Genomic DNA, 23,592 nt, shown 5'->3' with positions numbered 1-23,592 from the left:
TCCCGGCTGCGGCAGCTCTTGCGATGCGGCGGCCGACGAAGCCGGCCCATCGGGAGCCAGGCCATCGGGAGCCGGGCCGAGCAGGCCACGCGGATCGGCGGCATCCTCGCAGTATTCTGCCGTTCATGGATAAACAAGCGATGAATACCCGAGGCGGCCGCCCCGGTCGGCCGTTGACTTCTGCTGCCGGCTTACCCTTCATCGGCGCCGGCCAGAAAGAAAGCAGGAGAGGGAAATGCCCGTTTTCCAGTCCCAGATCGTCACCGGCAGCGAGAGCTATGCGGAGAACCGCCGCTCCATGCTGGCGCTGGTCGACCGGATGCGGGGGCTGGAGGAACGGGCCGCGTCCGCCTCGGCCCGGGAGGCGGAGCGTTTCGCCAGGCGCGGCCAGATCCTCCCGCGCGAGCGGCTGGCGCGGCTGCTGGATCCGGGTGCGCCTTTCCTGACACTGGCCAGCATGGCGGGCTATCTGCGGGACACGCCGGATGCGGAGAAGACGATCCCCGGCGGCAGCCACATTGCGGGGATCGGCTTCGTCGCCGGCACCCGCTGCCTGATCCTGGCCACCGATTCGGGGATCTCCGCCGGCGCCTATGGCCCCGGCAGCGCGGAGAAGGTGCTGCGCTGCCAGGAGATCGCGCTGGCCAACCGCCTGCCCTTCATCCACCTGGTGGAAAGCGCCGGTGCCAACCTGCTGCGCTACCGGGTCGAGGGCTTCGTCACCGGCGGCGCCCTGTTCGGCAACCTGGCAAGGCTCAGCGCCGCGGGCATCCCGGTGATCACCGTCCTGCACGGTTCCTCGACCGCCGGCGGCGCCTACATGCCGGGGCTCAGCGACTATGTCGTCGCGGTGCGCGGGCGGGCGAAGGCGTTCCTGGCCGGACCGCCGCTGCTGAAGGCGGCGACGGGGGAGATCGCCACCGACGAGGAACTGGGCGGCGCCGACATGCATGCCACGATCTCGGGCCTGGCCGAATATGTCGCCGAGGACGATACCGACGGCGTGCGGATCGGGCGCGAGATCGTCGCCCGGCTGGGCTGGAACCGCCACGCGCCGGGTGCCGGAGCGACCGGCGGCCGGCCGCCGAAATACGACCCGGACGAGATCGCCGGCGTGGTGCCGGTCGACTATCGCCGGCCCTACGACGTGCGCGAGGTGGTCGCGCGCATCGTCGACGGCTCCGACATGCTGGGCTTCAAGGAGCGCTACGGGCCGCATACCGTCTGCATCCAGGCGGAGGTCCACGGCATGCCGGTGGGCTTCATCGGCAATAACGGGCCGATCGACCCGAACGGCGCGACCAAGGCGGCGCAGTTCATCCAGCTGCTCTGCCAGACCGACACGCCGATCGTCTTCCTGCAGAACACCACCGGCTACATGGTCGGCCGCGCCTACGAGGAGGGCGGCATGATCAAGCACGGCTCGAAGATGATCCAGGCGGTCGCCAACGCCTCCGCGCCGAAGCTGACCTTCATGATCGGCGCCAGCTTCGGCGCCGGCAATTACGGCATGTGCGGCCGCGCCTACGACCCCCGCTTCCTGATGACCTGGCCGAACGCGATGACCGGCGTGATGGGGCCGGAGCAGGCGGCGACCACGATGTCGATCGTTGCCCGCGGCAGCGCGGAGCGCCGCGGCGTGGCGGTGGACGAAGAGGCGCTGGCCGCGCAGGAGCGCAAGATCATCGACACCTTCGCCAGCCAGGCCGATGCCTTCTACACCTCCGGGCTGCTGCTGGACGACGGCATGATCGACCCGCGCGACACCCGCAACGTGCTGGGCTTCCTGCTGGCGACGATCCGGGAGGCCGGCGCCCGCCGCGTCTTCCCCAACAGCTTCGGCGTGGCGCGGATGTAGGTTGCGGCAACCCGCGACGGCCAGGACAAGGGGGATGAACGAAACCGCGATGAGCAATGAACTTCCAGACTGCACGGCCTTGGCGCTGGAGCGCCGCGGGTCGGTGCTGCATGTCACCCTGAACCGCCCCGACACCCGCAACCTGCTGGACGCCACGATGGTGCAGGAGCTGCTGGCGGTGACCGCGGCGGTGCGCGGGGACCGCAGCCTGCGCACCCTGGTGCTGCGCGGCGCCGGCGGCACGTTCTGCACCGGCGACGATATCCGCGGCTTCTACGAAAAGATGCGCGACGAGGTGCCCGCGTCCGGCGCCACCGATCCCGTCGTGCGGCAGAACAGGGCGTTCGGCGACTTCCTGACCGCGATGAACGAGCTGCCGCAGACCGTGGTGATGCTGGTGGAGGGGGAGGCGCTGGGCGGCGGCATGGGGCTGGTCTGCGTCAGCGACATCGCGATCGCGGTCTGCGACACGCAGTTCGCGCTGACCGAGACCGGCTTCGGCCTGCCGGCGGCGCAGGTGGCGGCCTTCGTGGTGCAGCGCATCGGCCTGACCGCGGCGCGGCAGCTGATGATGACCGGCGCCCGCTTCGACGGTACCCGCGCCGGGCAGCTGGGCCTGGTGCACGAGGTGGTGCCCGACCCGGTCGCCCTGGACGTCACCCTGGCCCGGGTCCTGAACCAGGTCGGCCGCTGCGCGCCGGGCGCCAATGCCGCCACCAAGGAGATCCTGTTCGCCGCGCAGAGCCGGCCGCAGGCGGAGGTGCTGGACATGGCGGCGATGCATTTCGCCGCCTGCATGCGCGGGCCGGAGGGGCGCGAAGGCGTCGCCGCCTTCCTGGAGAAGCGGCCGGCCGGCTGGATCGAGCGGACGGGCTGAGGGTGATGGCGGGCTTTTCGAAGATCCTTGTCGCGAACCGGGGCGAAATCGCCTGCCGGGTCCTGCGCACCGCCGCCGGGCTGGGCTATGCCACCGTCGCCGTCTATTCGGAGGCGGACCTGGCGGCGCCGCATGTCGCCCTGGCGGATGAGGCGGTGCCGCTGGGTGCCGCGGAATCGGCCGCCTCCTACCTGGACGGTGCGAAGGTCATCGCGGCGGCGAAGGCCGCCGGCGCCGACGCCCTGCACCCGGGCTATGGCTTCCTGTCGGAAAACGCCGCCTTTGCCGAGGCCTGCGCGGCGGCGGGCATCGCCTTCATCGGCCCGTCGGCGGATGCGATCCGCGCGATGGGCGACAAGGCGGTGGCGAAGCGCCGGATGATCGAGGCCGGCGTGCCCTGCGTGCCGGGCTATCAGGACGAAGACCAGTCCGACGACCGCCTGGCGGCCGCCGCGGCGGAGATCGGCTTTCCGGTGATGGTGAAGGCCGCTGCCGGCGGCGGCGGCCGCGGCATGCGCCGGGTGGACGACGCGGCTGGCCTGCCTGCCGCCCTGGCCAGCGCGCGGGGCGAGGCGCAGGCCGCCTTCGGCGACGGCACCCTGCTGCTGGAAAAGGCCGTAGATGGCGCCCGCCATGTCGAGATCCAGGTGTTCGGCGACGCCCACGGAAATGCGGTGCATCTGGGGGAGCGCGACTGCTCCGTGCAGCGCCGCCACCAGAAGGTGGTGGAAGAGGCGCCCGCGCCGGGCATGGACCAGGCGTTGCGCGACAAGATGGGCGCCGCCGCGGTCACCGCAGCACGATCGATCGGTTATTGCGGTGCCGGCACGGTGGAGTTCCTGCTGGCGCCCGACGGCGCCTTCTACTTCCTGGAGATGAACACCCGCCTGCAGGTGGAGCATCCGGTGACCGAGATGGTCACCGGGCTCGACCTCGTCGCCTGGCAGATTGCGGTGGCGGAGGGCGCGCCCCTGCCGCTGGCGCAGGACGCCATCCGGCTGGACGGCCATGCCATCGAGGTGCGGCTCTATGCGGAGGATCCGGCGCAGGGCTTCATGCCGGCCTCCGGTCCCGTCCTGCGCTGGCAGTCGCCGGCCGGAACCGGGCTGCGGGTCGATGCAGGTATCTCTGCCGGCTTCCATGTCTCGCCGCACTACGATCCGATGGTGGCGAAGATCATCGCGCACGGACCGGACCGCGAGGTCGCGCGCCGCCGCCTGGCGACGGGCCTGCGCCGCACCGTGCTGCTGGGGATGGCGCATAACCGCGACTTCCTGCTGCAGGTGCTGGAAGACCCGGCCTTCGCGGCCGGCGGGGTCTCCACCGGCTTCCTGGCCGAACGCGGCCTGCTGGACCGGCCCGCGCCGGCACCCGGCGGGGCCGACTGGGCCCTGGCGGCGCTGCTGCTCTATCTGTGTCGCGGCACCGGCTATCGGCAACCGGGCGGCATGGCGGACTGGCAGAGCAGCCAGGCCGGCGGCGGACTGGCGGCGGCGCTGCGCCTGACTTGCGGGACGGCGAAGCAGGAGGTGCATGTCCGCCCGGCCGGGGCGCCCGGCAGCTACGCCGCCGCAACCGGCGATGCGGTGCACAGGTTCGACGACGTAGCGGTCGACCTCGAGGATGGCCGCATCCGCTTCACCCTGGACGGCGTGCGCCGCAGTGCGGCCTTCGCCGAGGAGGCGGACGGCCGCCTTCACGTCGCGGATCTGGCCGCGGTGCGCAGCTTTGCGGAGACCCTGCTGCGACCCGGCGCCGCGGCCGCTGCCGGCAGCGACGGCATCGTGCGGGCGCCGATGCACGGCAAGGTCACCGGGATCGATGTCGCGGTCGGCGATACCGTCGCCGCCGGCCAGAGGCTGCTGGGGCTGGAGGCGATGAAGATGGAGCATGGCGTGACCGCGCCGGTGGCCGGCCAGGTGGCGGAGATTGCCGTCGCCGCCGGGGCGCAGGTTGCGGCGGAGAGCATTTTGGTCAGGCTGGAGGTGACGGAAGGCTGACCGCACGGACGGTCGGCGTCACGCGCAACGCCGGCCCGGGATCGTCGTGTGGGACCGGGGACCGGCGGGAGGAATGGAATGGCGGAAGACGGAATGCCGGACGCGGAAGCGCCGGCAGGGGGGCCGCCCTCCCGGGGCAGGGGCAAGGATGTCGTGGTGATCGGTGGCGCGGCGGGCATGTGGGGCGATGCCTGGCATGCCACGCCGCAGCTGCTGGCGACCGGGCGGCTGAACTATCTGGTCTACGAGACCCTGGCCGAGATCACGATGGCGATCATGACCCGGGCGAAGCAGCGCTCCGGCGAGCTGGGCTATGCCATCGACATCGTCAATCCGACCCTGCGCGACGCGCTGCCGGAGATCCACCGCCAGGGCATCAAGGTCGTGACCAATGCCGGCGGGGTGAACCCGCAGGCCTGTGCCGATGCGCTGCGTGCCATCGCGCTGGAACTGGACCTGCCGCTGAAGGTTGCGACCGTGGAAGGCGACGACCTGATGCCGCAGCTGGCCGAGCTGCGCGCCATGGGGCTGGAGGAGATCGCCCGCGGCACCCCGGTGCCGGAACGACCGGTCAGCTTCAATGCCTATCTGGGGGCGATGCCGATCGCCGATGCGCTGGGCGCCGGTGCGGACATCGTGATCACCGGCCGCTGCGTCGACAGCGCCCTGGTGCTGGGGCCGCTGATCCACGAGTTCGGCTGGCAGGCGCAGGACCTGGACCTGCTGGCGCAGGGCAGCCTGGCCGGCCACCTGCTGGAATGCAGCACCCAGGTCACCGGCGGCCTGCTGACCGACTGGGAGGAGGTGCCGAGCTGGGTCGATATGGGCTTCCCGATCGGCGAGTGCCATCGCGACGGCAGTTTCGTCATCACCAAACCGCCGGGCAGCGACGGCCTGGTCAACGTGAAGACGGTGACGGAACAGATCCTCTATGAGATCGGCGATCCGCGCCGCTACATGCTGCCGGACGTGGTCTGCGACTTCTCAGACGTGGAGCTGGTGGCGGACGGGCATGACCGGGTCCGCGTTGCGGGGGCGAAAGGGCTGCCGCCGCCGACCACCCTGAAGGCCTGCGCACTTGAGCAGGACGGCTGGCGGCTGACCGCGATGCTGATGGTCGGCGGCCGGGACGCAGCGGCGCGGGCGGAGCGCGCCGGCGCGGCGATCCTGGACCGGGTGCGCAATCTGCTGGGGCGGTACAACCTCGCCGATTTCCGCGCCACCGATATCGAGGCGCTGGGGGCGGAGGCCAGCTACGGCCCGAACGCCCGGTGCCGCGACACCCGCGAGGCGATGCTGAAGCTGGCCGCCCATCACGACGACAGGGTGGCGCTGGACCTGCTGGCGCGGGAATTCCCTTCCATCGGCATGTCCATGGCGCAGGGCGTGACCGCCGGCGGTGCCGGCCGGGCGAAGGCCACGCCCTTCTTCCGGCTGCATTCCTTCCTGGTGCCGCGCTGGCTGGTGCCGGCCCGCATCCTGCTGGATGGCCAGGAAGTGCCCGGGCGGTCGCCGCCGGCCGACCTCTACGCGGATCCGCCGCCATCGCAGGACCCGGACATCGCGGCGGCCCCGGCCGATGACGGCGAGACGGTCACCGTGCCGCTGCTGGCGCTGGCCTATGCGCGCTCCGGCGACAAGGGCGACGTCTCCAATATCGGCGTCGCGGCGCGCGATGCCGACTTCCTGCCGCTGATCGCGCGCGAGGTGACGGCGGAGAAGGTGCATGCCTTTCTGGCGCATCTGGTCGAGGGGCCCGTGCTCCGCTACAGCCTGCCGGGCCTGGCGGCGTTCAACTTCGTGCTACACCGGGCCCTGGGCGGCGGCGGCACCGCCTCGTTGCGCTACGACCCGCAGGGCAAGGGGATGGGGCAGATGCTGCTGGAGATGCCGGTCACGATCCCGGCCGCCCTGTCGGATCATCGGAGCCTGAAGCCGGTGGCGCTGCTGGACTGACCGGCGGCTCCCCGGACGCCTGCGCCTCGTCCCCCAGCTGGGCCAGGTCGGGCATCGGCGGCGGCTCGCCCCAGGCGGCCTCATCCTCGCCGCCATCCTCGCCGCGCGGGTCGAGTTGGAAGACCGCCGGCGAGGTCCGCGGCACGTAGACGAAGGTTTCCTTCTGCGCCTCCGTCGGGGCGGGGCGCACCGTCATCCGGTAGATCGTGAAGGCGGCCAGCAGCGCGAAGGCGATGCCGGTGAAGGCGAACAGCAGGGTGGCGGAACCGCCCAGCTCCATGGCGAAGGCGGCGACCGTCGGGCCGATCGTCGCGCCGACCCCCCAGAGCAGCAGCAGGCTGCCGCTCAGCGAAACCGACATGCCGGGATCGGCATGGTCGTTGGCATGGGCGATCGACAGCGAATAGGCCGGCAGCGCGGTGGCGCCGTACAGGAAGGCGATCGCGGCCAGGGCGACGAAGGGCAGGGCCGACAGGGTGGTCAGGCCGAGGCTGGCGATGGCCGCGCCGATGCAGATCCCGGCGATCACCAGCCGCCGGTCGCGCCGGTCCGACAGCCAGCCCAGCGGCCAGAGCGCCACCGCGCCGCCGATCACGGCGGCGCTGACGAAGCTGGCGACATTGGTCTCGCTCATCCCCAGTGACTGGGGATAGAGCGGCGCCAGCGACCAGAAGGCACCGTTCGCCAGTCCGGTGCCGAACACCGCGCCTGCCGCCACCGGGCTGTTCTGAATCAGCCGCCGCAGCTGCAGGGTGGTGGTGGCCGGGATGTCCGGTGCCGGCGAGCGGGTCAGCGCCACCGGGATCGCGGAGATGGTGACGAAGATCGCCACCAGGATGAACAGTTCCGGCCCGGCCGGATCGCCCAGGCCCAGCATCTGCTGGCCGATCACCGCGACCAGCAGGTTCAGCCCGGTATAGGTCGACAGGATGAAGCCGCGGTTGGAGTTGTCGGCGCGCTCGTTCAGCCAGCTCTCGATCACCATCGAAATCCCGGCGTAGCAGAAGCCGGTGACGATGCGCAGGACGATCCAGACCTCGCCCGACAGCACCACGCCCTGCAGCAGCGGCGTCACGGTGGCGAGCGCGGTGAAGGCGGTAAAGGCGCGGATATGGCCGACCCGCGCGATCACGATGGGGACCAGGAAGCAGCCCAGGGTCAGGCCGCCGAAATAGGCGGTGCCCAGGAAACCGACCAGGATGTCGCTGAGACCCAGCCGGTCGGCGGCGACCGGCGTGAGGATGGTCAGCAGGCCGTAGCCGGTGAGAACCAGCGCGATGCTGACGAACAGCGCGGCAATCGGGGCGAAGCTCTTCGACATGGTCCTTACCGCTGGCGATCCGGCCCTCGCCGATATGGCGACCTTGGGTGTCGGATCTCTTTCCCTGTTCCGGCAGGTTCGTCACCCGCGGTACTTCATTCGGCGGCGGCCGGCAAGCGCATGCCCCCGCATGGCTCCGCTGCGCGCCCGGTGGATCCCCGGGGGGGGTGGATCTCGGCGGGTGGCTCTCGGCGGGTGGCTCTCGGCGGGTGGCTCTCGGGGCCGGCCCTTGTCCGAAGCGGTGATTTGCGGCAAAGCGACGGGGGGCGGCCCGCATACCGGCGCAGGATCCGGGCGGCGGACCGCCGCGATGGCGACGGGTCGCGGGGAGGATGACGATGCATATCGGCGTGCCGACGGAGATCAAGAACCACGAATACCGGGTCGGCCTGGCGCCGACCAGCGTGCGCGAACTGGCGCATCACGGCCACCGGATCAGCGTGCAGGCCGGTGCCGGCGCCGGCATCGGCGTGTCGGACGACGATTACCGGGCCGCCGGGGCGGAGATCCTGCCCGACGCCGGCGCGGTGTTCGCCGCCGCGGAGATGATCGTCAAGGTGAAGGAACCGCAGCCTGCGGAATGCGCCATGCTGCGACCGGGCCAGCTGCTCTTCACCTATCTGCACCTGGCGCCGGACCCGGTGCAGACGAAGGGGCTGGTCGAGTCCGGTGCGATCGCCATCGCCTACGAGACGGTCACCGATCCGAATGGCGGCCTGCCCCTGCTGGCGCCGATGAGCGAGGTCGCCGGCCGGATGGCGCCGCAGGCCGGCGCCCATTGCCTTGAAAAGGCCGCCGGCGGCCGCGGCGTGCTGCTGGCGGGGGTGCCCGGGGTCACCGCCGGGCGGGTGCTGGTGATCGGCGGCGGGGTGGCGGGCACCAACGCCGCACGGGTCGCCGTCGGCATGGGCGCTGAGGTCACCATCCTGGAGCGCAATGTCGCCCGCATCCGCCAGCTCGACGATTATTTCAACGGCCGGGTGCGGGTGCTCTATTCCACCGTCGACAGCCTGGAGCGGCTGGTGGTCAGTGCCGACCTGGTGATCGGCGCGGTGCTGGTGCCGGGCGCGGCCGCGCCGAAGCTGGTCACTCGCCAGATGCTGAAGACCATGCCCGACGGCGCGGTGGTGGTGGACATCGCCATCGACCAGGGCGGCTGCATGGAGACCTCGCGCCCCACCACCCATGCCGAGCCCACCTATATCGAGGAGGGCATCGTCCACTACTGCGTGGCGAACATGCCCGGCGCGGTCGCCCGCACCTCCACCTTCGCGCTGAACAACGCGACCCTGCCCTTCGTCCTGGCGCTCGCCGACAAGGGCTGGCGCCGCGCCCTGGCGGAAGACCGCCACCTGCGCAACGGCCTGAACGTGCATTCCGGCCGGGTCACCTACAAGGCGGTGTCGGACGCACTGGGCCTGCCCTTCATTCCGGCAGAGCAGGCGCTGGAGATCTCGTACTGAGGGGGGTATCGGCCCATCGCCTTCACGTCGTGCCCGGCCTTGAGCCGGGCACCCATTCCGCCAGCCGTGCCGCGGCGCGCAAAGCCTGGGGGATCTCGTCGATCCGGCCGCCCGACGGTACCCCTTCGGGCAGGGGCGTTCTCTCTGCCGCGAAGCGCGGCGTTTCCGCCGGCGGAATGGATGGTCGGCTCAAGGCCGACCATGACGGTGTGAATCCCAGTCCCCGCCTTCACGTCGTGCCCGGCCTTGAGCCGGGCACCTATTCCGCCAGCGGAACCAGCGTCGTCAATGCTTCCAGGTCGGGTCCTTGCGGTCGATCAGGCGGATCAGGGCCGGCCATTCCGGGTGGCGGACCAGGGCGTTGGCGCTCGCGGCGCCGCCCTCGAACTGCTCCCGGGTCTTGGCCATCACCCGGTCGGGGATCGGCCGCAGATCGCCGGCGGCCATCGCGCGCAGCTGCACCTCGGTGTTGCGGGTGAAGGCGCGGTGGCGGACATAGGCCCAGACGCAGTCCGGCCCGCCGGTGATCAGGCCGTGGTTGCGCAGCACCAGGGTATGGTTGCGCTCCCCCAGCGCGCGGGCGATGCGCGGCCCCTCGCTGCCGTCCAGCACGATCCCCTCGAAGTCGTGATAGCCGACCCGCTCAAAGAACTGGCAGCCTTCCTGGGTCACCGGGATCGCCGGGCTGTTGGTGGCGCAGAGCGACTGCGACACCGTCTCGTGGGTGTGCAGCACGCAGTGCAGGTCGGGACGGGCGCGGTGGATGGTGGAATGGATCTGGTAGCCTGCCAGGTTCACCGGCCAGGGGCTCTCCGACTTCTTGTTGCCGTCCAGGTCGATGCGGATCAGGTCACTGGCGCAGATCTCGTCATAGCGCAGGCCGAACGGGTTGATCAGGAACTCGTCGGTGCCGGGAACCCGCAGGGTGATGTGGTTGTAGACGATGCTGGTCCAGCCTTCCTCGTGCACCAGCCGGTAGCAGGCGGCGAGCTGCAGGCGGGCCGCCCATTCCACCTCGTCGATGCCGGCCGGCGGCGGCGGCAGGTCCACATCGGCGCCGAAGCCGGCGGTGATCGCGGTCACGGACTGGTCCATCTCATCCTCCCGTCGGGATTGCACGCCACAGGGTAGCCGCCCGTCGGCCGGGCAGCCAGCGTACCTATCCGAAAAACAACCGGGGCAGCCAGAGGCTGAGCCCCGGCACGAAGACCAGAGCCACCAGCAGCGCGATCAGCGCCAGCACGAACGGGGTCAGTTCCCTGATCACCGGTCCGGCGCGCACCTGCGCCTGTGCGGCGGTGAGGTAGATCAGGAAGCCGACCGGCGGCGTAACCAGGCCGACCAGGGTGGCCAGCACCGCGACCGTGCCCAGCTGGATCGGGTCGATGCCGACCGCCTGCGCCGTCGGCACCAGGATCGGCACGATCACCACCAGCAGGGTCACCGGCTCCAGCACCGTGCCCAGCAGGAGGAGGATCAGCATGATCACCGCCAGCACGATCGCCGGGTCGTCGGACAGCCCGCTGGCCAGCTTCGCCAGGCTGTAGGCCAGGCCCATGCTGGCGATGATGTAGGAGAAGATGCCGGCCACCGCGATGATGATCAGCACCCGGCAGGAATCCACCGCTGCGGTGCAGAGCGCGGTCCAGAGGTCGCGCAGCGGCAGTTCGCGATAGACCAGGCTGGTCACCAGCACGGCATAGGCGGCGGCAATGGCACCGATCTCCGTCGTCGTCGCCGCGCCGCTGACCAGGCCGACCACCACGATCACCGGCAGCGCCAGCGCCAGGGCGGAGGTAACGCCGGAGCGGGCCAGTTCCCCCCAGCCCTGCCAGGGGCGGGAGGGATAGTTGCGCCGGCGGCTTATCCAGATCGAGGCGGCGAGCAGCACCAGCCCCATGCCGAGGCCCGGCAGCACCCCGGCCAGGAACATCTGCCCGACCGACTGCTTGGCGAACAGGGCATAGATCACCAGCGGGATCGAGGGCGGGATCATCGGCCCGATGGTGGCGCTGGCCGCGGTGACCGAGGCGGCATAGGCGGCGGGATAACCCTCGCGCTTCATCGCCGGGATCATCACCGAGCCGATGGCGGAGGCGTCCGCGGCCGCGGAGCCGGAGACGCCGGCGAAGACCATGGAGGCGAGCACGTTCACATGGCTCAGCCCGCCGCGGATATGGCCGATCGCGGCGCGGGCGAAGCGCAGCAGGCGGGCGGAGATGCCGCCGCGGTTCATGATCTCGCCGGCCAGGAAGAAGAACGGGATCGCGGCGAAGTCGTACGAATCCAGGCCGTTGACGAAGCGCTGGCCGATGATCATCAGCGGCACTTTCGGCGCATAGACGATGGCATAGGCCGCGCCGGCGGCGCCGATGGCGAAGAAGATCGGCAGGCCCAGCATCAACAGGCCGATCATCACGCCGAACAGCAGGGCGAGCTCGCCGATCATGGCCGCTCAGTCCCGTCCGCCTGTTCCAGCCTGTCGGGGCCGGCCAGCAGGTTGAGCAGGCCCGCCAGGGCGATGCCCGCGCCGCCGACCAGCACCGGCAGGTACTTCACCTCGCCCGGCCATTCGACGCTGCCGTAGAGCACGCCGCCGAAGGCGGCCAGTGTCGTCTCCGCCGCCCAGGCGAGCGCCAGGCCGCCGGCGATCGCGGCCAGGTCGAAGACGGAGGCGACCAGGTCGCGGCGCGGCCCGGCATCGGGCAGCAGCAGGTCGACGGCGATATGGCTGCGGTCGAGCCAGAGGTGGATCGCGCCGATCCAGGCCAGCCACAGCAGGACCAGGACGGAGATCTCCTCCACCCAGGTGATGCTGTCGGCGAAGACGTAGCGCAGCACGACCTGCAGCACCGCGAGCCCGGCCATGAAGGCCAGGCCGGCGCCCAGGCCGTGCCGGGTGAGCTGCAGGAGCAGGCGCCGCAGCCGTGCGGCGCCCGTCCTCAGCCAGTGGGGGGCAAGCGCGCCGCTCACTTCATGTTGTGGATCTGGTCGTAGAGCCCGGCCGGCCAGGCCTTGCCGTCCATGCCCTTGATCACCGGCTCGGAGGCGGCGATGAAGGCGGCGGTGTCGGGCTCGACGATCTCCATGCCCTTTTCCTGCGCGGCGGCCAGGGCCTCGGCCTCCTCCTTCTCGAACAGCGGTTTCTGCTCGGCGAAGGCCTTGTCGGCGGCCTGCATGGCCCATTCCTGCTGCTGCGGGGTCAGGCCGTCCCAGGCCTTCTGGCTCATCCAGATGCCGACGCCGGAACGCAGATAGTCCAGCGGGGTGAAATAGTCCTGCACCTCGGTATAGCCGGCGGCCACGACGTCGGTGATGCCGTTGTCCTGGCCGTCCACCAGGCCCGACTGCATGGCGCTGTACAGCTCCGACGCCTGCACCGGGGTCGGGTTGGCGCCCCAGGCCTTGAACACCTCGGTGATCGACGGCACCAGCGGGGTGCGGATCTTCATCCCCTTGATGTCGTCGGGCGTGGCGACCGCCTTCTTGGAGGTCGACAGCGCGCGCGGGGAGCGGTCCTTCAGATAGCCCAGATACTTGATGCCCAGATTGGTCTCCGCCTCACCCATCATGCCGGCGAACTGGTCGGAGGCGATGAAGGCGCGCCAATGGTCCTGGTCCTTGAACAGGTAGGGCGCGAAGACGATGAACAGGTTGCGCGCCTCCTTGTTGGCGACGATGCCGCCGATATCCATCAGGTACATGTCCAGCGCGCCGTTGCGAAGCTGCGCCCAGAGTTCCGGGATATTGCCCAGCGCGCCGCCGGGGATGATGGTCATCTCCATCGTGCCGCCGGACAGCTCGTTCAGCGCCTTGGCATAGGCTTCCCCCGCCACCTGGAATGAGCTTGTCGGCGGCGCCACATGGGCGAGCCGAAGTTCCACATCCGCCGCCTGCGCCGGCAGCGCCAGCGCGGCGAGCCCGGCAAGCCCGAGGGCGCCGGAGATCAGTCTGTTCCGCGACAGCAGTCCGTTCATCGTACCTCTCCCCATCGTCATGACCGTTGGTCGTCGTTGCGGCCGTTCAGCCGGCCGGCGGCTTCCGCGCGGTCCCGCCGCGCCGTTCCATGTAGTCCCTGTAGCTGACCCCGTTGGAGACCATCACGCCGCCGTCGACGTCCAGCGAGGTGCCGGTGCACATCGCGGCATCGGCGCTGGCCAGGAACAGGGCGGCATTGGCAATGTCCTGCGGCTGAACCCAGCGGCCCAGCGGCACCGTCTCCGCCACCTGGGCGCGCTGCGCTTCCGTCGTCGCGCCGGTGGTCAGCGGGGTCAGGACCGGGCCCGGGCAGATCGCGTTCACGCGGATGCCGTCCTGCGCCAGCTCGAAGGCGGCATGGCGGGTGAAGCCCAGCACGCCGCTCTTCGCCGCGGTATAGTCGGCGCCGCCCAGGAACGAGATCCGCTTGCCCGCCACCGAAGCGATATTGACGATGGCGCCGCCGCCGGCGTCCCGCAGTCCGGGCAGCGCGGCGCGCGTGCAGTTGAAGGTGCCGGTCAGGTTGACGTCCACGACGGCATCCCAGGACTCCGGGTCCATGTTCTCGATCAGATAGCCGCGGCCGAAGCCGGCATTGTTCACCAGAACGTCGATCCGGCCCTTGGCGCTGTGGAACTCCGCGAAGGCCGCGTCCACCGCAGGGCGGTCGGTGACGTCGAGGGCCCAGGGGTGGACGAGGCCGCCCATCCGGCCGGCGGCGGCCTTCATCGCCCCGCCGTCGCGGTCGAGGCCGAAGACGGTGCCGCCCGCTTCGGCGAAGGCCGCGGCGATCGCAGCGCCGATGCCGTTCGCGGCACCGGTCACCACCACGACGCTGCCGGCGAAACTGCGCGCCATCGTCTATCCTTCCCCTGTCCGGGCATGCCGGGCCCGGCATTCTTGTTTGCAGCAGCGTTGCCCGCCGCGATTTCTGTCGGCGGGAACCCTGCCGCAATCGACTGTCCGCGATTGACCGGGACAAGTCAAATAGTAACATATGTTACTATATTGAGGCGGGCGGACAGCGCCGGTCAAGGGGCGGGACCGGGATGAACCCGAGCAGAAGCGAAGCCCCCAAGATGAACCTGGGCAGGAGCGAACGATGAGCAGCGCAGCGGTGGACGAGACGAAGGCGGCAGCCGGGACGCGCACCGGCGGCCGGTCGGCACGGGCGAAGGCGTCCGATCCGGTGACCGTCCATCCGATGGCGGACATGGCCTGGGAGACGGCGGGCAAGGGCGGGCTCTACCTCAAGTCGGTGCGGCGGGAACAGGAGGCGGGTCGCTTCCTGGGCCTGGTGCGGATCGAGGAAGGCGTGCGCACCGGCCTGCACCAGCACCAGGACGTGGCGACCAGCTATGTCCTGCAGGGCGCCCTCACCGACTATGCGGGGACGGTGGTCCGCGGCCAGGCGGGGATCAATTTCCGCGGCGACACGCATGATGCCATCGCCTACGAGAATTGCGTCCTGGCCTCCCGCATGGACGGGCCGACCCTCTATGCCGCCGACGGGGCGACCGACCACCAGCTGCATGCGGGTGCCAGGCAGGCCGCCTTCGCCACCCTCGACCGCAGCCGCCAGCCGGACCTGAACGTCACCGTGGCGGAGCAGCGGCCGCTGCCGACCTTTGTGCCCGGCATGCTGATGCGGATGGTCTTCGACTATGCCGGCACCGGTCATGACCGCCGCATGGTCTGCCTGCAGCTGCAGCCGGGCACGGTGCTGCCGCCCTACCGGGCGGGCGGGCTGGTCGACTGGTTCGTGGTGGCCGGCGACATCACGGTCAACGACCGCCAGGTGCTGGCGAACAGCTTCGTGGTGCAGCCCGCCGGCAGCGAGATGCGTGCCGGCTCCGGCCATGGCTGCATGCTGATCGCCTGGGCCGAAGGGCCGGTCCACTGGCTGGACGGCGCGGACCGTGCCGACCCGTACGGCTTCCCGCCGGCCTGAGCCAGCGGCGGATCAGGTCTTCGCCGCGGCGCCCGTACTGCCGGCAGGCCGTGCCGGCGCTTCGCCGTCCTTCCAGACCTCGGCATGGCGCTCCAGCTTGTCGAGGATGCGCTTCAGCTGCGCCACCTCCCGCGCGCTCAGCCGGCCGAACAGGGCATCGGCGCGGTCCAGGGCGAAAGGGCTGATGGCGGCGAAGATCGCCGCGCCTTCCGGGGAGAGGCTGTGGCGCGTGCGGCGGCGGTCATTGCCGTCGGTGGCGCGGACCACCCGGCCGTGCGAGATCAGGCGGCGCACCGCGCGGCTGGCGCTCATCTTGTCGAAGCCGTTGACCTCTGCGATCTCCTGCACCGACAGGCCGGGGCGGGCGTTCAGCGCCAGCATCACCCGCCATTCGTTGATCGTCAGGTCGTAGCGGGCCGCGAAGTCGGTGAAGAACGGCCGGGCGGTCATGTTGACCAGGCGCATCAGCCGGTAGAACAGCGTATCGACGCCAAGGCCAAGGTCCGGAATTGCCGCTGTCTCCCCTGCTGCCGGTCGCACCGATGCGACGGCCGGCCGAACCTGCGGCCGGCCTGCCGGCAGGTCAAGGCCGCGGCGGAAAGACGGCCGACTTCAGGGACGCTCGCCCGGCGTCGCCACCTCGACCAGGTTGTCGTCGGGGTCCCGGAAATAGACCGACATCATCGGGCCGCAGGCGCCCTCCCGGGTGACGGGACCGAGTTCCACCGCAACGCCGAAGGCGGCGAGCCGCTCCGCCACCGCCGCGCTGGGCATGCCGGTCAGCAGGCAGAAATCGCCGCCGCCCGGTGTCGGGCGCAGGGCCTTGGGCTCGAATTCCCGGCCGGCCTGGTGGATGTTGAACTTCTGGCTGCCGAAATGCAGGGCGGTGGGGCGGCCCGGCTGCCGCTCCACGCGCATGCCCAGGATGCGGGTGTAGAAGTCGACGGTGCGTTCGACGGACCCGACCGTCAGGACGACATGGTCGAGTCCGTCGATGGCAATGGCCGCAGCTTCGCTCACGCGGTGCCGTCGGCCGGTCCGGCCTTGGCGCCGCCGGCGAACCAGGGGCGCGAGGCGGGCAGGAAGACCAGCACGATATTGATGATGCCGATCACCAGCACGACCAGCGCCAGGATGCCGCCGATGGTCGAGAAGGCGAAAGTGGCCCCGATATTGCCGAGCGAGGCCAGGATGGCCAGCACCGCCAGTACCGCCCAGATCCACTTGAAGACATTGTTGCCGCGCCGGGCGATGAAGTACCAGAACAACAGGCCGAGCAGCACGTAGATCGCGGCGCCGACGATCTCCGTGGTGCCGATCACCTTCTCCGCCATTGCCATGTCTTCGGCGGTCGGGGCGCTGCCGCCCTGATCGGTAGCACTCTGATCGGTACCGCTCTGATCGGCACTGGTGGTGGCCGGTGCGGTCGCCGCCGGCTGTTCCATCTGCGCCTGCTCCATGATCGCCGAGAGATTGGGCGTAAAGAGGAACAGGTTCACCAGGCTGATGAGGATGGCCACCCAGAACAGGATTTCCCACCATACAATTGTCTGCGGACGCTGCATGACATGAACCCCCGGTTATTTTTTGTTGATGCCATACAATACCTCAGTATCCGGAAACCCGGAACGGTGCTTGTCTTTGGCGGATCGCCCGGTTCACTGCGGGGCCGGTGCCGGGCTGACGGCGGTGGCCGCGATCCCGCACCGGCGCTAGTCTGGCGCGGCCTGCCGCCAGGGAATGGCGGCAGGGCAGGGGAGGACAGCATGCGGCAAGGCAGGGATGCGGCAGCGGACGATCCGTCGGCGCCGGCAGCACGAATCGGAGCCGGCGACGAGGGGGCGGCCGCCCTCGCGGCGGGTTTCGACCTGCTGGACCTGCCGGACGGCTTCTATGACGATCCCTATCCGACCTATCACGCCCTGCGCCGCTTCGCCCCGGTGAAGACGATGCCGGGCGGCGTGTTCCTCACCCGCCACGCCGACGTGCTGCGGGTCTACAAGGACACGGCCCTGTTCAGCTCCGACAAGAAGACGGAGTTCCGGCCTAAATACGGTGACAGCCCGCTCTACCGCCACCACACCACCAGTCTGGTGTTCAACGACCCGCCGCTGCACACGCGGGTCCGCCGGCTGATCATGGGGGCGCTCAGCCCGCGCGCGATCGCCGACATGGAACCGGCCCTGGTGGCCCTGGTCGACCGGCTGCTGGACCGGATGGCGGCCGGCGACGGCCGGGTCGACCTGATCGCGGATTATGCGGCGGCGATCCCGGTGGAGATCATCGGCAACCTGCTGGGTGTGCCGCATGACGAGCGGGAGCCGCTGCGCGACTGGTCGCTGGCGATCCTGGGCGCCCTGGAGCCGAAGATCGACCAGGCCCAGTTCGACCGCGGCAACGCGGCGGTGACGGACTTCCTCGCCTATCTGGAGGGACTGGTTGCGGATCGTCGCGCGCGGCCCGGCGACCCGGACCGCGACGTGCTGACCCGGCTGATCCGCGGCGAGGCGGATGGCGAGCGGCTGAGCCACGAGGAACTGCTGCAGCAATGCATCTTCATCCTCAACGCGGGGCACGAGACGACGACCAACCTGATCGGCAATGCCCTTGTCCTGCTCTGCGAATGGCCGGGCGAGCGGGCCCGCCTGCTGGCCGAGCCCGGCCTGATCCGCACCGCAGTGGAGGAGTTCCTGCGCTTCGAGAGCTCCAACCAGCTGGGCAACCGCGCCACGACGGCAGAGGCGGAGGTCGGCGGCGTGACCCTGCCGCCCGGCACCGGCGTCACCCTGTGCATCGGCGCCGCCAACCGCGACCCGGCGGTGTTCGCCGAACCGGACCGGCTGGACCTCGGCCGGCAGCCGAACCGCCATCTGGCGTTCGGGGGCGGGCCCCATCAATGCGCGGGGCTGGCGGTGGCCCGGCTGGAAGGCGTGGTGGCCATCGGCCGGTTCCTGCGCCGCTTTCCGGACTTTGCCCTGACGGCGCCGCCGCGCCGCAACCGGCGCGCACGCTTCCGCGGCTTCGGCACCGTGCCGGCGGTGCTGGGCTTCTGACCGCTGCGGCGGATTCAGCGGAAAATCCCGTCGCATTTAACGGATCGGCAATACCGCCCGCACTATCGATGGGGGTGCCGCGGTTGTCGCCGCCGCATCGGTCATGACTCCACGAAGGGTGCCGCCGCGATGTTCCGCCTGCCCAGACTGCCCACGATCGGGATCGCCGTCTTCGGCGCCGCGGCCATGCTGCCCTGGCCGGACGGCAGCCTGCGGGCGGCCCTGAGCGGCCCGCTGGCGGCGGCGCCCGGACAGGCCGGCGGCAGCATCTACCTGTCCTACCTGGCGACGGTTGCCGCCCTGTTCGTCATGCTGACCCTGCTGCGGCGCATCGCGCCACCGGTGCAGCGGCCGGCGCCGGCACGGCGTCACGCCGGCGCATCGGCTGCAGCGGTGCCGCTGCCGGAGCCGGCGCGCAGCCACCGCGAGCGACTGGCCTGGCACCAGCTTGCCGCCGCCGTCGACCATCTGTCCGACAGCCGCCGGCAGGCGACCGATGCCGGTGCGGCGCCCTGCCGCCCGCTCTCGCTGCGCGCGCAGGCGATGCACGGCCTGATCGCCCGGCCGGAAGAGACCCTGCGCCGGACCTCCGCCGATCTCGGCCGCACGGCCGATGCCCTGCTGCGCCGGCTGCACGACTGAGGGCGGCGACATCCCGCGCTTTTGCCGCGATCCGGCGCGGCGCTTTTCCGCAGTTGCGAAATAGCCGGATCGGATAGTCTGGGGCCAGCTTTCGCCCCACCCCGCGCAGCGGGACCGCCGTGACCCGATCCGAGCAGATTGACGATCCGCCTCCTGTGGCCCGGCCGCCCGGGACGCGACTGGCCGAGATCCGGCCGCCCGGCCCCTGGCACGCATTGCCGCACGAACAGGTTGCGGCGCATCTGGGCTCCGGTCCCGACGGCCTGTCGGATGCCGAGGCGGCGGTGCGCCTGGCGCACCATGGCGCCAACCGGCTGCCGGAAGGCAGACCGCGGCCGGCCTGGCTGCGCCTTCTGGCGCAATTCCACAACCTGCTGATCTATGTGCTGCTCGGCGCCGCCGCGATCGCGCTGGCGCTGCACGAATTCGTCGACGCGGCGGTGATCCTGGCCGTTGTCCTGGTCAATGCCGCGATCGGCTTCGTGCAGGAGGGGCGCGCGGAACGCTCCCTCAACGCGCTGCGGGAGATGGTCACCCCGCAGGCTTCCGTGCGCCGCGACGGCCGGCGCCTGACCCTGCCGGCCAGCGACCTGGTGCCCGGCGACCTGGTGCTGCTGGATCCCGGCGACCGGGTGCCGGCCGACCTGCGGCTCACCCGCTCGCGCGGCCTGCGCATCCAGGAAGCGGCACTGACCGGCGAATCCGCGGCGGTGGAGAAGGGCGCGGCACCGGTGGCAGCGGAGGCGCTGCTGGGGGATCGCAGCGCCATGGCCCATTCCGGCACCCTGGTCGCCGCCGGGCAGGGGCAGGGCGTGGTGGTGGCGACCGGCGCGGCCACCGAGCTGGGCCGGGTCGGTACCATGCTGCACCGGGTCGAGAGCCTGAAGACCCCGCTGATCCGGCAGATGGACGGCCTGGCCCGGCAGCTCACCCTGTTCGTCCTGCTGCTGGCCGCCGCGACCTTCGCCATCGCCTTCCTGCTGCGCGGCTATGGCCTGGCGGAGGCCTTCATGGCGGTGGTCGGCCTGGCCGTCGCGGCGATCCCGGAGGGCCTGCCGGCGGTGATGACGATCGCCCTGGCGATCGGGGTGCAGCGGATGGCGGCACGCCACGCGATCATCCGCCGCCTGCCGGCGGTGGAGACGCTGGGCGCGGTCGGCGTGATCTGCACAGACAAGACCGGCACCCTGACCCGCAACGAGATGACCGCCCGCAGCCTGGTCACAGCCGCCGGCGAATGGGTCGCCGACGGTGCCGGCTACGCACCCGAGGGCGCCTTCCGGCCTGTCAGCGGCGATCCGCCGGCCGCCCTGCCGCCGGTGTTTCGCCGGGCCCTGCAGGCGGGGCTGTTGTGCAACGATGCCCGCCTCGGCCGGCGCGGCGAGGACTGGCTGGTGGATGGCGACCCGATGGAAGGGGCGCTGCTGGCGATGGCGGCGAAGGCCGGCCTGGACCCGGCGGCGGAGCGCCTGGCGGCCCCGCGCCGGGACGAGATCCCGTTCGACGCGCAGCACAGGTTCATGGCGGTCCTGCACCACGGCGGCAGCGGCCCGTCGGTTTTCCTGAAGGGGGCGCCGGAGCGGCTGCTCGAGCTTTGCGACCGGGAGCGCGGGCCGGAGGGCGACCGGCCGCTGGATGCCGCCTTCTGGCATGGCGAGGCGGAGCGTCTTGCGGCATCCGGGCAGCGGGTCCTGGCGCTGGCGGAGCGGGCGCCGCCTGCAGGCGGGGCGCTGGACTTCGCGGCGGTCGACCGCGGCGGGGCGGTCCTCCTGGGGCTGGTCGGCCTGATCGACCCGCCGCGTCCGGAGGCGGTCGCCGCCGTCGCCGACTGCCACGCGGCCGGCATCCGGGTGGTGATGATCACCGGCGACCATGCCGTCACCGCCGCCGCGATCGCCGCCCAGCTGGGCCTGGCGCCTGCGCCGCTGGTGCTGACCGGGCGCGACCTGGCCGGGATGGACGATGCCGCGCTGGCCACGGCTGTGCGGGAGACCGATGTCTTCGCGCGCACCACGCCGGAGGACAAGCTGCGCCTGGTGGCGGCGCTGCAGGCGCAGGGCCGGACGGTCGCGATGACCGGCGACGGGGTGAACGACGCGCCGGCGCTGAAGCGTGCCGATGTCGGCGTGGCGATGGGGCTGCGCGGCACCGAGGCGGCGAAGGAGGCGGCCGAGATGGTGCTGGCCGACGACAATTTCGCCTCCATCGTCGCGGCAGTGCGGGAAGGGCGCACCGTCTACGACAATCTACGGAAGGTGATCGGCTGGACCCTGCCCACCAGCAGCGGCGAGGCGCTCACCATCCTGGTGGCGATCGGCTTCGGCTTCGCCCTGCCGGTCACGCCGGTGCAGATCCTCTGGGTCAACATGATCACAGCCGTCGCCCTGGGCCTGACGTTGGCCTTCGAACCGACGGAGCCGGGGACGATGGCGCGGCCGCCGCGGGCCCGGTCGGAGCCGCTTCTGCCGCCCCTATTGCTGTGGCAGATCGCCTATGTCTCGCTGCTGTTCGTGGCCGGCGCCTTCGGCATCTTCTTCTGGGCGGAGGGGCGCGGCCTCGACATCGACACCGCGCGGACGATGGTGGTGAACGCCCTGGTGGTGATGGAGGTCTTCTACCTGTTCAGTATCCGCTACGTGCACGGCACCGCGCTGACCCTGCGCGGCGTGGTCGGTACGCCGGCGGTGCTGCTGGGCCTGGCGGCCGTGGTGGCGGCACAGTTCGCCATGACCTATCTGCCGGCGATGAACCTGCTGCTCGGCACAAGGCCGCTGTCCCTGGCCGACGGCGCGGCCATCATCGTCGTCGGCGTCGCCGTCCTGGGGCTCTGCGAGGCGGAGAAGGCGGTGCGCCGCGGGCTGCTGTCCGGCGCGAGGGGGAGGGCGGGATGAGCATCGAACTGCTGGGCTACCGGCCCAGTGTCTATACCTGGGCGGCGCGCCTGACCCTGCGCGAGAAGGGCCTGGCCTTCGCCTGGACCGAAGTGGATCCATTCCAGGAGGTGCCGCCGGCCGCACTCCTGGCGCTGCATCCCTTCGGGCGGGTACCCGTGCTGCGGCACGACGGCTTCGCGCTCTACGAGACGGCCGCGATCTGCGCCTATGTCGACGAAGCCTTTCCCGGCCCGGCCCTGCAGCCGGCCGCAGCGCCGGCACGCGCACGGATGCGGCAGGTTATCGGCATCGTCGACAGCTACGGCTACTGGCCCCTGGTCCGTCAGGTCTTCGTCCATGGCGTGGCCCGACCGCGGCTCGGCCTGGCAGGCGATGCCGGGATCCGTCGGGCGGGCCTCGCCAGGGCGTCGCAGGTGCTGGACGCGCTGGAACGCCTGGCGGAGGACGGCGCCTGCCTGTCCGGCACCGACTGGTCGCTGGCCGACTTCCAGCTCGGCCCGATGATCGCCTACTTCGCCGAGGATCCGGACGGCGCCGCCGAGCTGGCGCGGCGCCCGCGCCTGGCCGCCTGGTTCGCGGCGCTGTCGCGACGGACGGCCTTCAGGGAGACGCGGCCGCCGGCCGAGGGTGGCTGACCGGGCGGCGCCTTGTCACAGCCCGTGCGGTGCGCGGCGGTCCTTCCAGGGCGCGGCCGCCTCGATCTGGGTGGCCAGTTTCAGCAGCAGGCGTTCCTGGCCGCGCAGGGCGGCGAACTGGATGCCGATCGGCAGGCCTTCCGGCGACTGGCCCAGCGGCAGGGAGACCGCCGGCTGGCCGGAGACGTTGAACGGCAGGGTGAAGCAGATCTCCGGCAGCAGGCGACCGTGATAGGCGTCCAGGTCCATGCCGTACATGTCGAAATAGCCCAGCTCCGGCGCCGGCCGCGGCATGGTCGGGGTGACCACAACGTCGTAGGGGGCGCAGGACTGCGCGATCGCCCGGCCGGCCAGCCGCAGCGCCTCGATCGCGCCCAGCACCGCCACGCCCGAGACCCCGCGGCCCAGCTCCACCCGCTGCCAGTTGACCGGGCTGAAATCGTCGGCCGTCAGGCTGCGGCCCAGCAGACCCTCCAGCATGGCGAAGCCGGCGGTGGCCTCCGCCGCCGCCTGCGCCGCGAACTGGCTGGTCACCACCTCGTAGTCGCAGGCCAGGGTCATCTCCTCGACCGTGTGCCCCATCTCGGTCAGCATCTGCAGGGTATCGCGCAGGGTCGCGGCGACGGCGGGATCGACGGCAACCCCGTCCATGCCCTTCTGGGTATAGCCGACCCGCAGCTTCGGCGGCGGGATCATCATGTCCAGCTGCAGCGGCGGGTCGAAGCCCGGCATCTCGTAGGGGTCGCCGGTCACGCCGCCGGCCACCAGGTCCAGATAGGCGGCGGTGTCGCGGACGCTGCGGCTGACGCAGCCTTCCACGGCGGAGCCGGCCCAGATGTCAGTATAGTCCGGCGCATAGGTGCCGCGGCCGCGGGAGATCTTCAGCCCCACCAGGCCGTTATAGCTGGCCGGGATGCGGATCGAGCCGCCGCCGTCGCTGGCATGGGCGAGCGGCAGCACCCGG

The 23,592-nt window shown here is 71.1% G+C and carries 20 protein-coding genes; 10 read left to right on the top strand and 10 right to left on the bottom strand.

Going from position 1 to position 23,592, the window contains the following annotated elements; all coding sequences use genetic code 11:
• The first annotated feature begins 235 nt into the window (after positions 1-235).
• The 4 genes from ACFOGJ_RS27840 to ACFOGJ_RS27825 all read left to right on the top strand — a co-directional run bounded on the left by ACFOGJ_RS27840 (position 236) and on the right by ACFOGJ_RS27825 (position 6,691).
• Positions 236-1,858: an acyl-CoA carboxylase subunit beta gene (locus ACFOGJ_RS27840; RefSeq protein ID WP_379906558.1), complete on the top strand. Its 1,623-nt coding sequence runs from the start codon at positions 236-238 to the stop codon at positions 1,856-1,858.
• Between the two features lie 34 nt (positions 1,859-1,892).
• Positions 1,893-2,735 carry an enoyl-CoA hydratase/isomerase family protein gene (locus ACFOGJ_RS27835; protein ID WP_379906557.1) on the top strand — a complete coding sequence of 281 codons (843 nt, stop codon included), beginning with the start codon at positions 1,893-1,895 and terminating at the stop codon, positions 2,733-2,735.
• Positions 2,736-2,740: 5 nt separating this feature from the next.
• The gene (locus ACFOGJ_RS27830; RefSeq protein ID WP_379906556.1) at positions 2,741-4,735 is read left to right on the top strand and encodes an acetyl-CoA carboxylase biotin carboxylase subunit; all 1,995 of its coding nucleotides are present in this window, start codon (positions 2,741-2,743) and stop codon (positions 4,733-4,735) included.
• Between the two features lie 78 nt (positions 4,736-4,813).
• Complete coding sequence (locus tag ACFOGJ_RS27825; RefSeq protein ID WP_379906555.1) at positions 4,814-6,691, top strand: acyclic terpene utilization AtuA family protein; 1,878 nt, start codon at positions 4,814-4,816, stop codon at positions 6,689-6,691.
• Here the strand turns inward: ACFOGJ_RS27825 and ACFOGJ_RS27820 are convergent.
• The gene (locus ACFOGJ_RS27820; RefSeq protein ID WP_379906554.1) at positions 6,630-8,012 is read right to left on the bottom strand and encodes an MFS transporter; all 1,383 of its coding nucleotides are present in this window, start codon (positions 8,010-8,012) and stop codon (positions 6,630-6,632) included. The genes ACFOGJ_RS27825 and ACFOGJ_RS27820 overlap by 62 nt on opposite strands.
• 338 nt (positions 8,013-8,350) lie before the next feature.
• Here ACFOGJ_RS27820 and ald point away from each other — a divergent pair, with 338 nt between their 5' ends.
• Positions 8,351-9,475, top strand: coding sequence for an alanine dehydrogenase (ald, locus tag ACFOGJ_RS27815; RefSeq protein WP_379906553.1), 1,125 nt, complete (start codon positions 8,351-8,353; stop codon positions 9,473-9,475).
• Between the two features lie 285 nt (positions 9,476-9,760).
• On the opposite strand, the gene ACFOGJ_RS27810 is transcribed toward ald, so the two are convergent.
• From ACFOGJ_RS27810 to ACFOGJ_RS27790, 5 genes are all read right to left on the bottom strand, one after another.
• Positions 9,761-10,570 (bottom strand): class II aldolase/adducin family protein, encoded by an 810-nt coding sequence (locus tag ACFOGJ_RS27810; protein WP_379906552.1) that lies wholly within the window; start codon positions 10,568-10,570, stop codon positions 9,761-9,763.
• Positions 10,571-10,634: 64 nt separating this feature from the next.
• Positions 10,635-11,924: a TRAP transporter large permease gene (locus ACFOGJ_RS27805; protein WP_379906551.1), complete on the bottom strand. Its 1,290-nt coding sequence runs from the start codon at positions 11,922-11,924 to the stop codon at positions 10,635-10,637.
• Positions 11,921-12,448 (bottom strand): TRAP transporter small permease, encoded by a 528-nt coding sequence (locus tag ACFOGJ_RS27800; RefSeq protein ID WP_379906550.1) that lies wholly within the window; start codon positions 12,446-12,448, stop codon positions 11,921-11,923. Before ACFOGJ_RS27800 ends, ACFOGJ_RS27805 begins: the two co-directional genes overlap by 4 nt.
• On the bottom strand, positions 12,445-13,452 hold the full coding sequence (locus ACFOGJ_RS27795) for a TRAP transporter substrate-binding protein (RefSeq protein WP_379906549.1): 1,008 nt from the start codon (positions 13,450-13,452) through the stop codon (positions 12,445-12,447). The genes ACFOGJ_RS27800 and ACFOGJ_RS27795 overlap by 4 nt, the downstream gene beginning before the upstream one ends.
• Before the next feature lie 46 nt (positions 13,453-13,498).
• A complete protein-coding gene (locus tag ACFOGJ_RS27790) occupies positions 13,499-14,311 on the bottom strand; it encodes an SDR family NAD(P)-dependent oxidoreductase (protein WP_379906548.1) in 813 nt (270 codons plus the stop codon).
• A gap of 244 nt (positions 14,312-14,555) precedes the next feature.
• Between ACFOGJ_RS27790 and ACFOGJ_RS27785 the strand changes: the two genes are divergently transcribed.
• Complete coding sequence (locus ACFOGJ_RS27785; protein ID WP_379906547.1) at positions 14,556-15,404, top strand: cupin domain-containing protein; 849 nt, start codon at positions 14,556-14,558, stop codon at positions 15,402-15,404.
• Between the two features lie 12 nt (positions 15,405-15,416).
• Here ACFOGJ_RS27785 and ACFOGJ_RS27780 read toward each other — a convergent pair whose 3' ends face one another.
• The 3 genes from ACFOGJ_RS27780 to ACFOGJ_RS27770 all read right to left on the bottom strand — a co-directional run bounded on the left by ACFOGJ_RS27780 (position 15,417) and on the right by ACFOGJ_RS27770 (position 16,924).
• Positions 15,417-15,944, bottom strand: a complete 528-nt coding sequence (locus tag ACFOGJ_RS27780; protein ID WP_379906546.1) for a MarR family winged helix-turn-helix transcriptional regulator — start codon at positions 15,942-15,944, stop codon at positions 15,417-15,419.
• A 72-nt stretch (positions 15,945-16,016) separates the two neighbouring features.
• A complete protein-coding gene (locus ACFOGJ_RS27775) occupies positions 16,017-16,424 on the bottom strand; it encodes a VOC family protein (protein ID WP_379906545.1) in 408 nt (135 codons plus the stop codon).
• Positions 16,421-16,924 (bottom strand): hypothetical protein, encoded by a 504-nt coding sequence (locus tag ACFOGJ_RS27770; protein WP_379906544.1) that lies wholly within the window; start codon positions 16,922-16,924, stop codon positions 16,421-16,423. The genes ACFOGJ_RS27775 and ACFOGJ_RS27770 overlap by 4 nt, the downstream gene beginning before the upstream one ends.
• Before the next feature lie 246 nt (positions 16,925-17,170).
• Between ACFOGJ_RS27770 and ACFOGJ_RS27765 the strand changes: the two genes are divergently transcribed.
• The 4 genes from ACFOGJ_RS27765 to ACFOGJ_RS27750 all read left to right on the top strand — a co-directional run bounded on the left by ACFOGJ_RS27765 (position 17,171) and on the right by ACFOGJ_RS27750 (position 22,628).
• Positions 17,171-18,457: a cytochrome P450 gene (locus ACFOGJ_RS27765; RefSeq protein WP_379906543.1), complete on the top strand. Its 1,287-nt coding sequence runs from the start codon at positions 17,171-17,173 to the stop codon at positions 18,455-18,457.
• A 129-nt stretch (positions 18,458-18,586) separates the two neighbouring features.
• On the top strand, positions 18,587-19,099 hold the full coding sequence (locus ACFOGJ_RS27760; RefSeq protein ID WP_379906542.1) for a hypothetical protein: 513 nt from the start codon (positions 18,587-18,589) through the stop codon (positions 19,097-19,099).
• A 119-nt stretch (positions 19,100-19,218) separates the two neighbouring features.
• On the top strand, positions 19,219-21,990 hold the full coding sequence (locus tag ACFOGJ_RS27755; protein ID WP_379906541.1) for a cation-transporting P-type ATPase: 2,772 nt from the start codon (positions 19,219-19,221) through the stop codon (positions 21,988-21,990).
• Complete coding sequence (locus ACFOGJ_RS27750; protein ID WP_379906540.1) at positions 21,987-22,628, top strand: glutathione S-transferase family protein; 642 nt, start codon at positions 21,987-21,989, stop codon at positions 22,626-22,628. Before ACFOGJ_RS27755 ends, ACFOGJ_RS27750 begins: the two co-directional genes overlap by 4 nt.
• Positions 22,629-22,643: 15 nt before the next feature.
• On the opposite strand, the gene ACFOGJ_RS27745 is transcribed toward ACFOGJ_RS27750, so the two are convergent.
• Positions 22,644-23,592 (bottom strand): amidase (locus tag ACFOGJ_RS27745; RefSeq protein WP_379906539.1); only part of this gene is annotated, 949 nt, incomplete at its 5' end.

It is taken from the genome of Marinibaculum pumilum, assembly GCF_042646425.1.
GTDB classification, from domain to species: Bacteria; Pseudomonadota; Alphaproteobacteria; order Ferrovibrionales; family Ferrovibrionaceae; genus Marinibaculum; species Marinibaculum pumilum.
The sequence above is the reverse complement of the archived record's forward strand: the minus strand, read 5'-3'. Positions and strand labels throughout refer to the sequence as shown.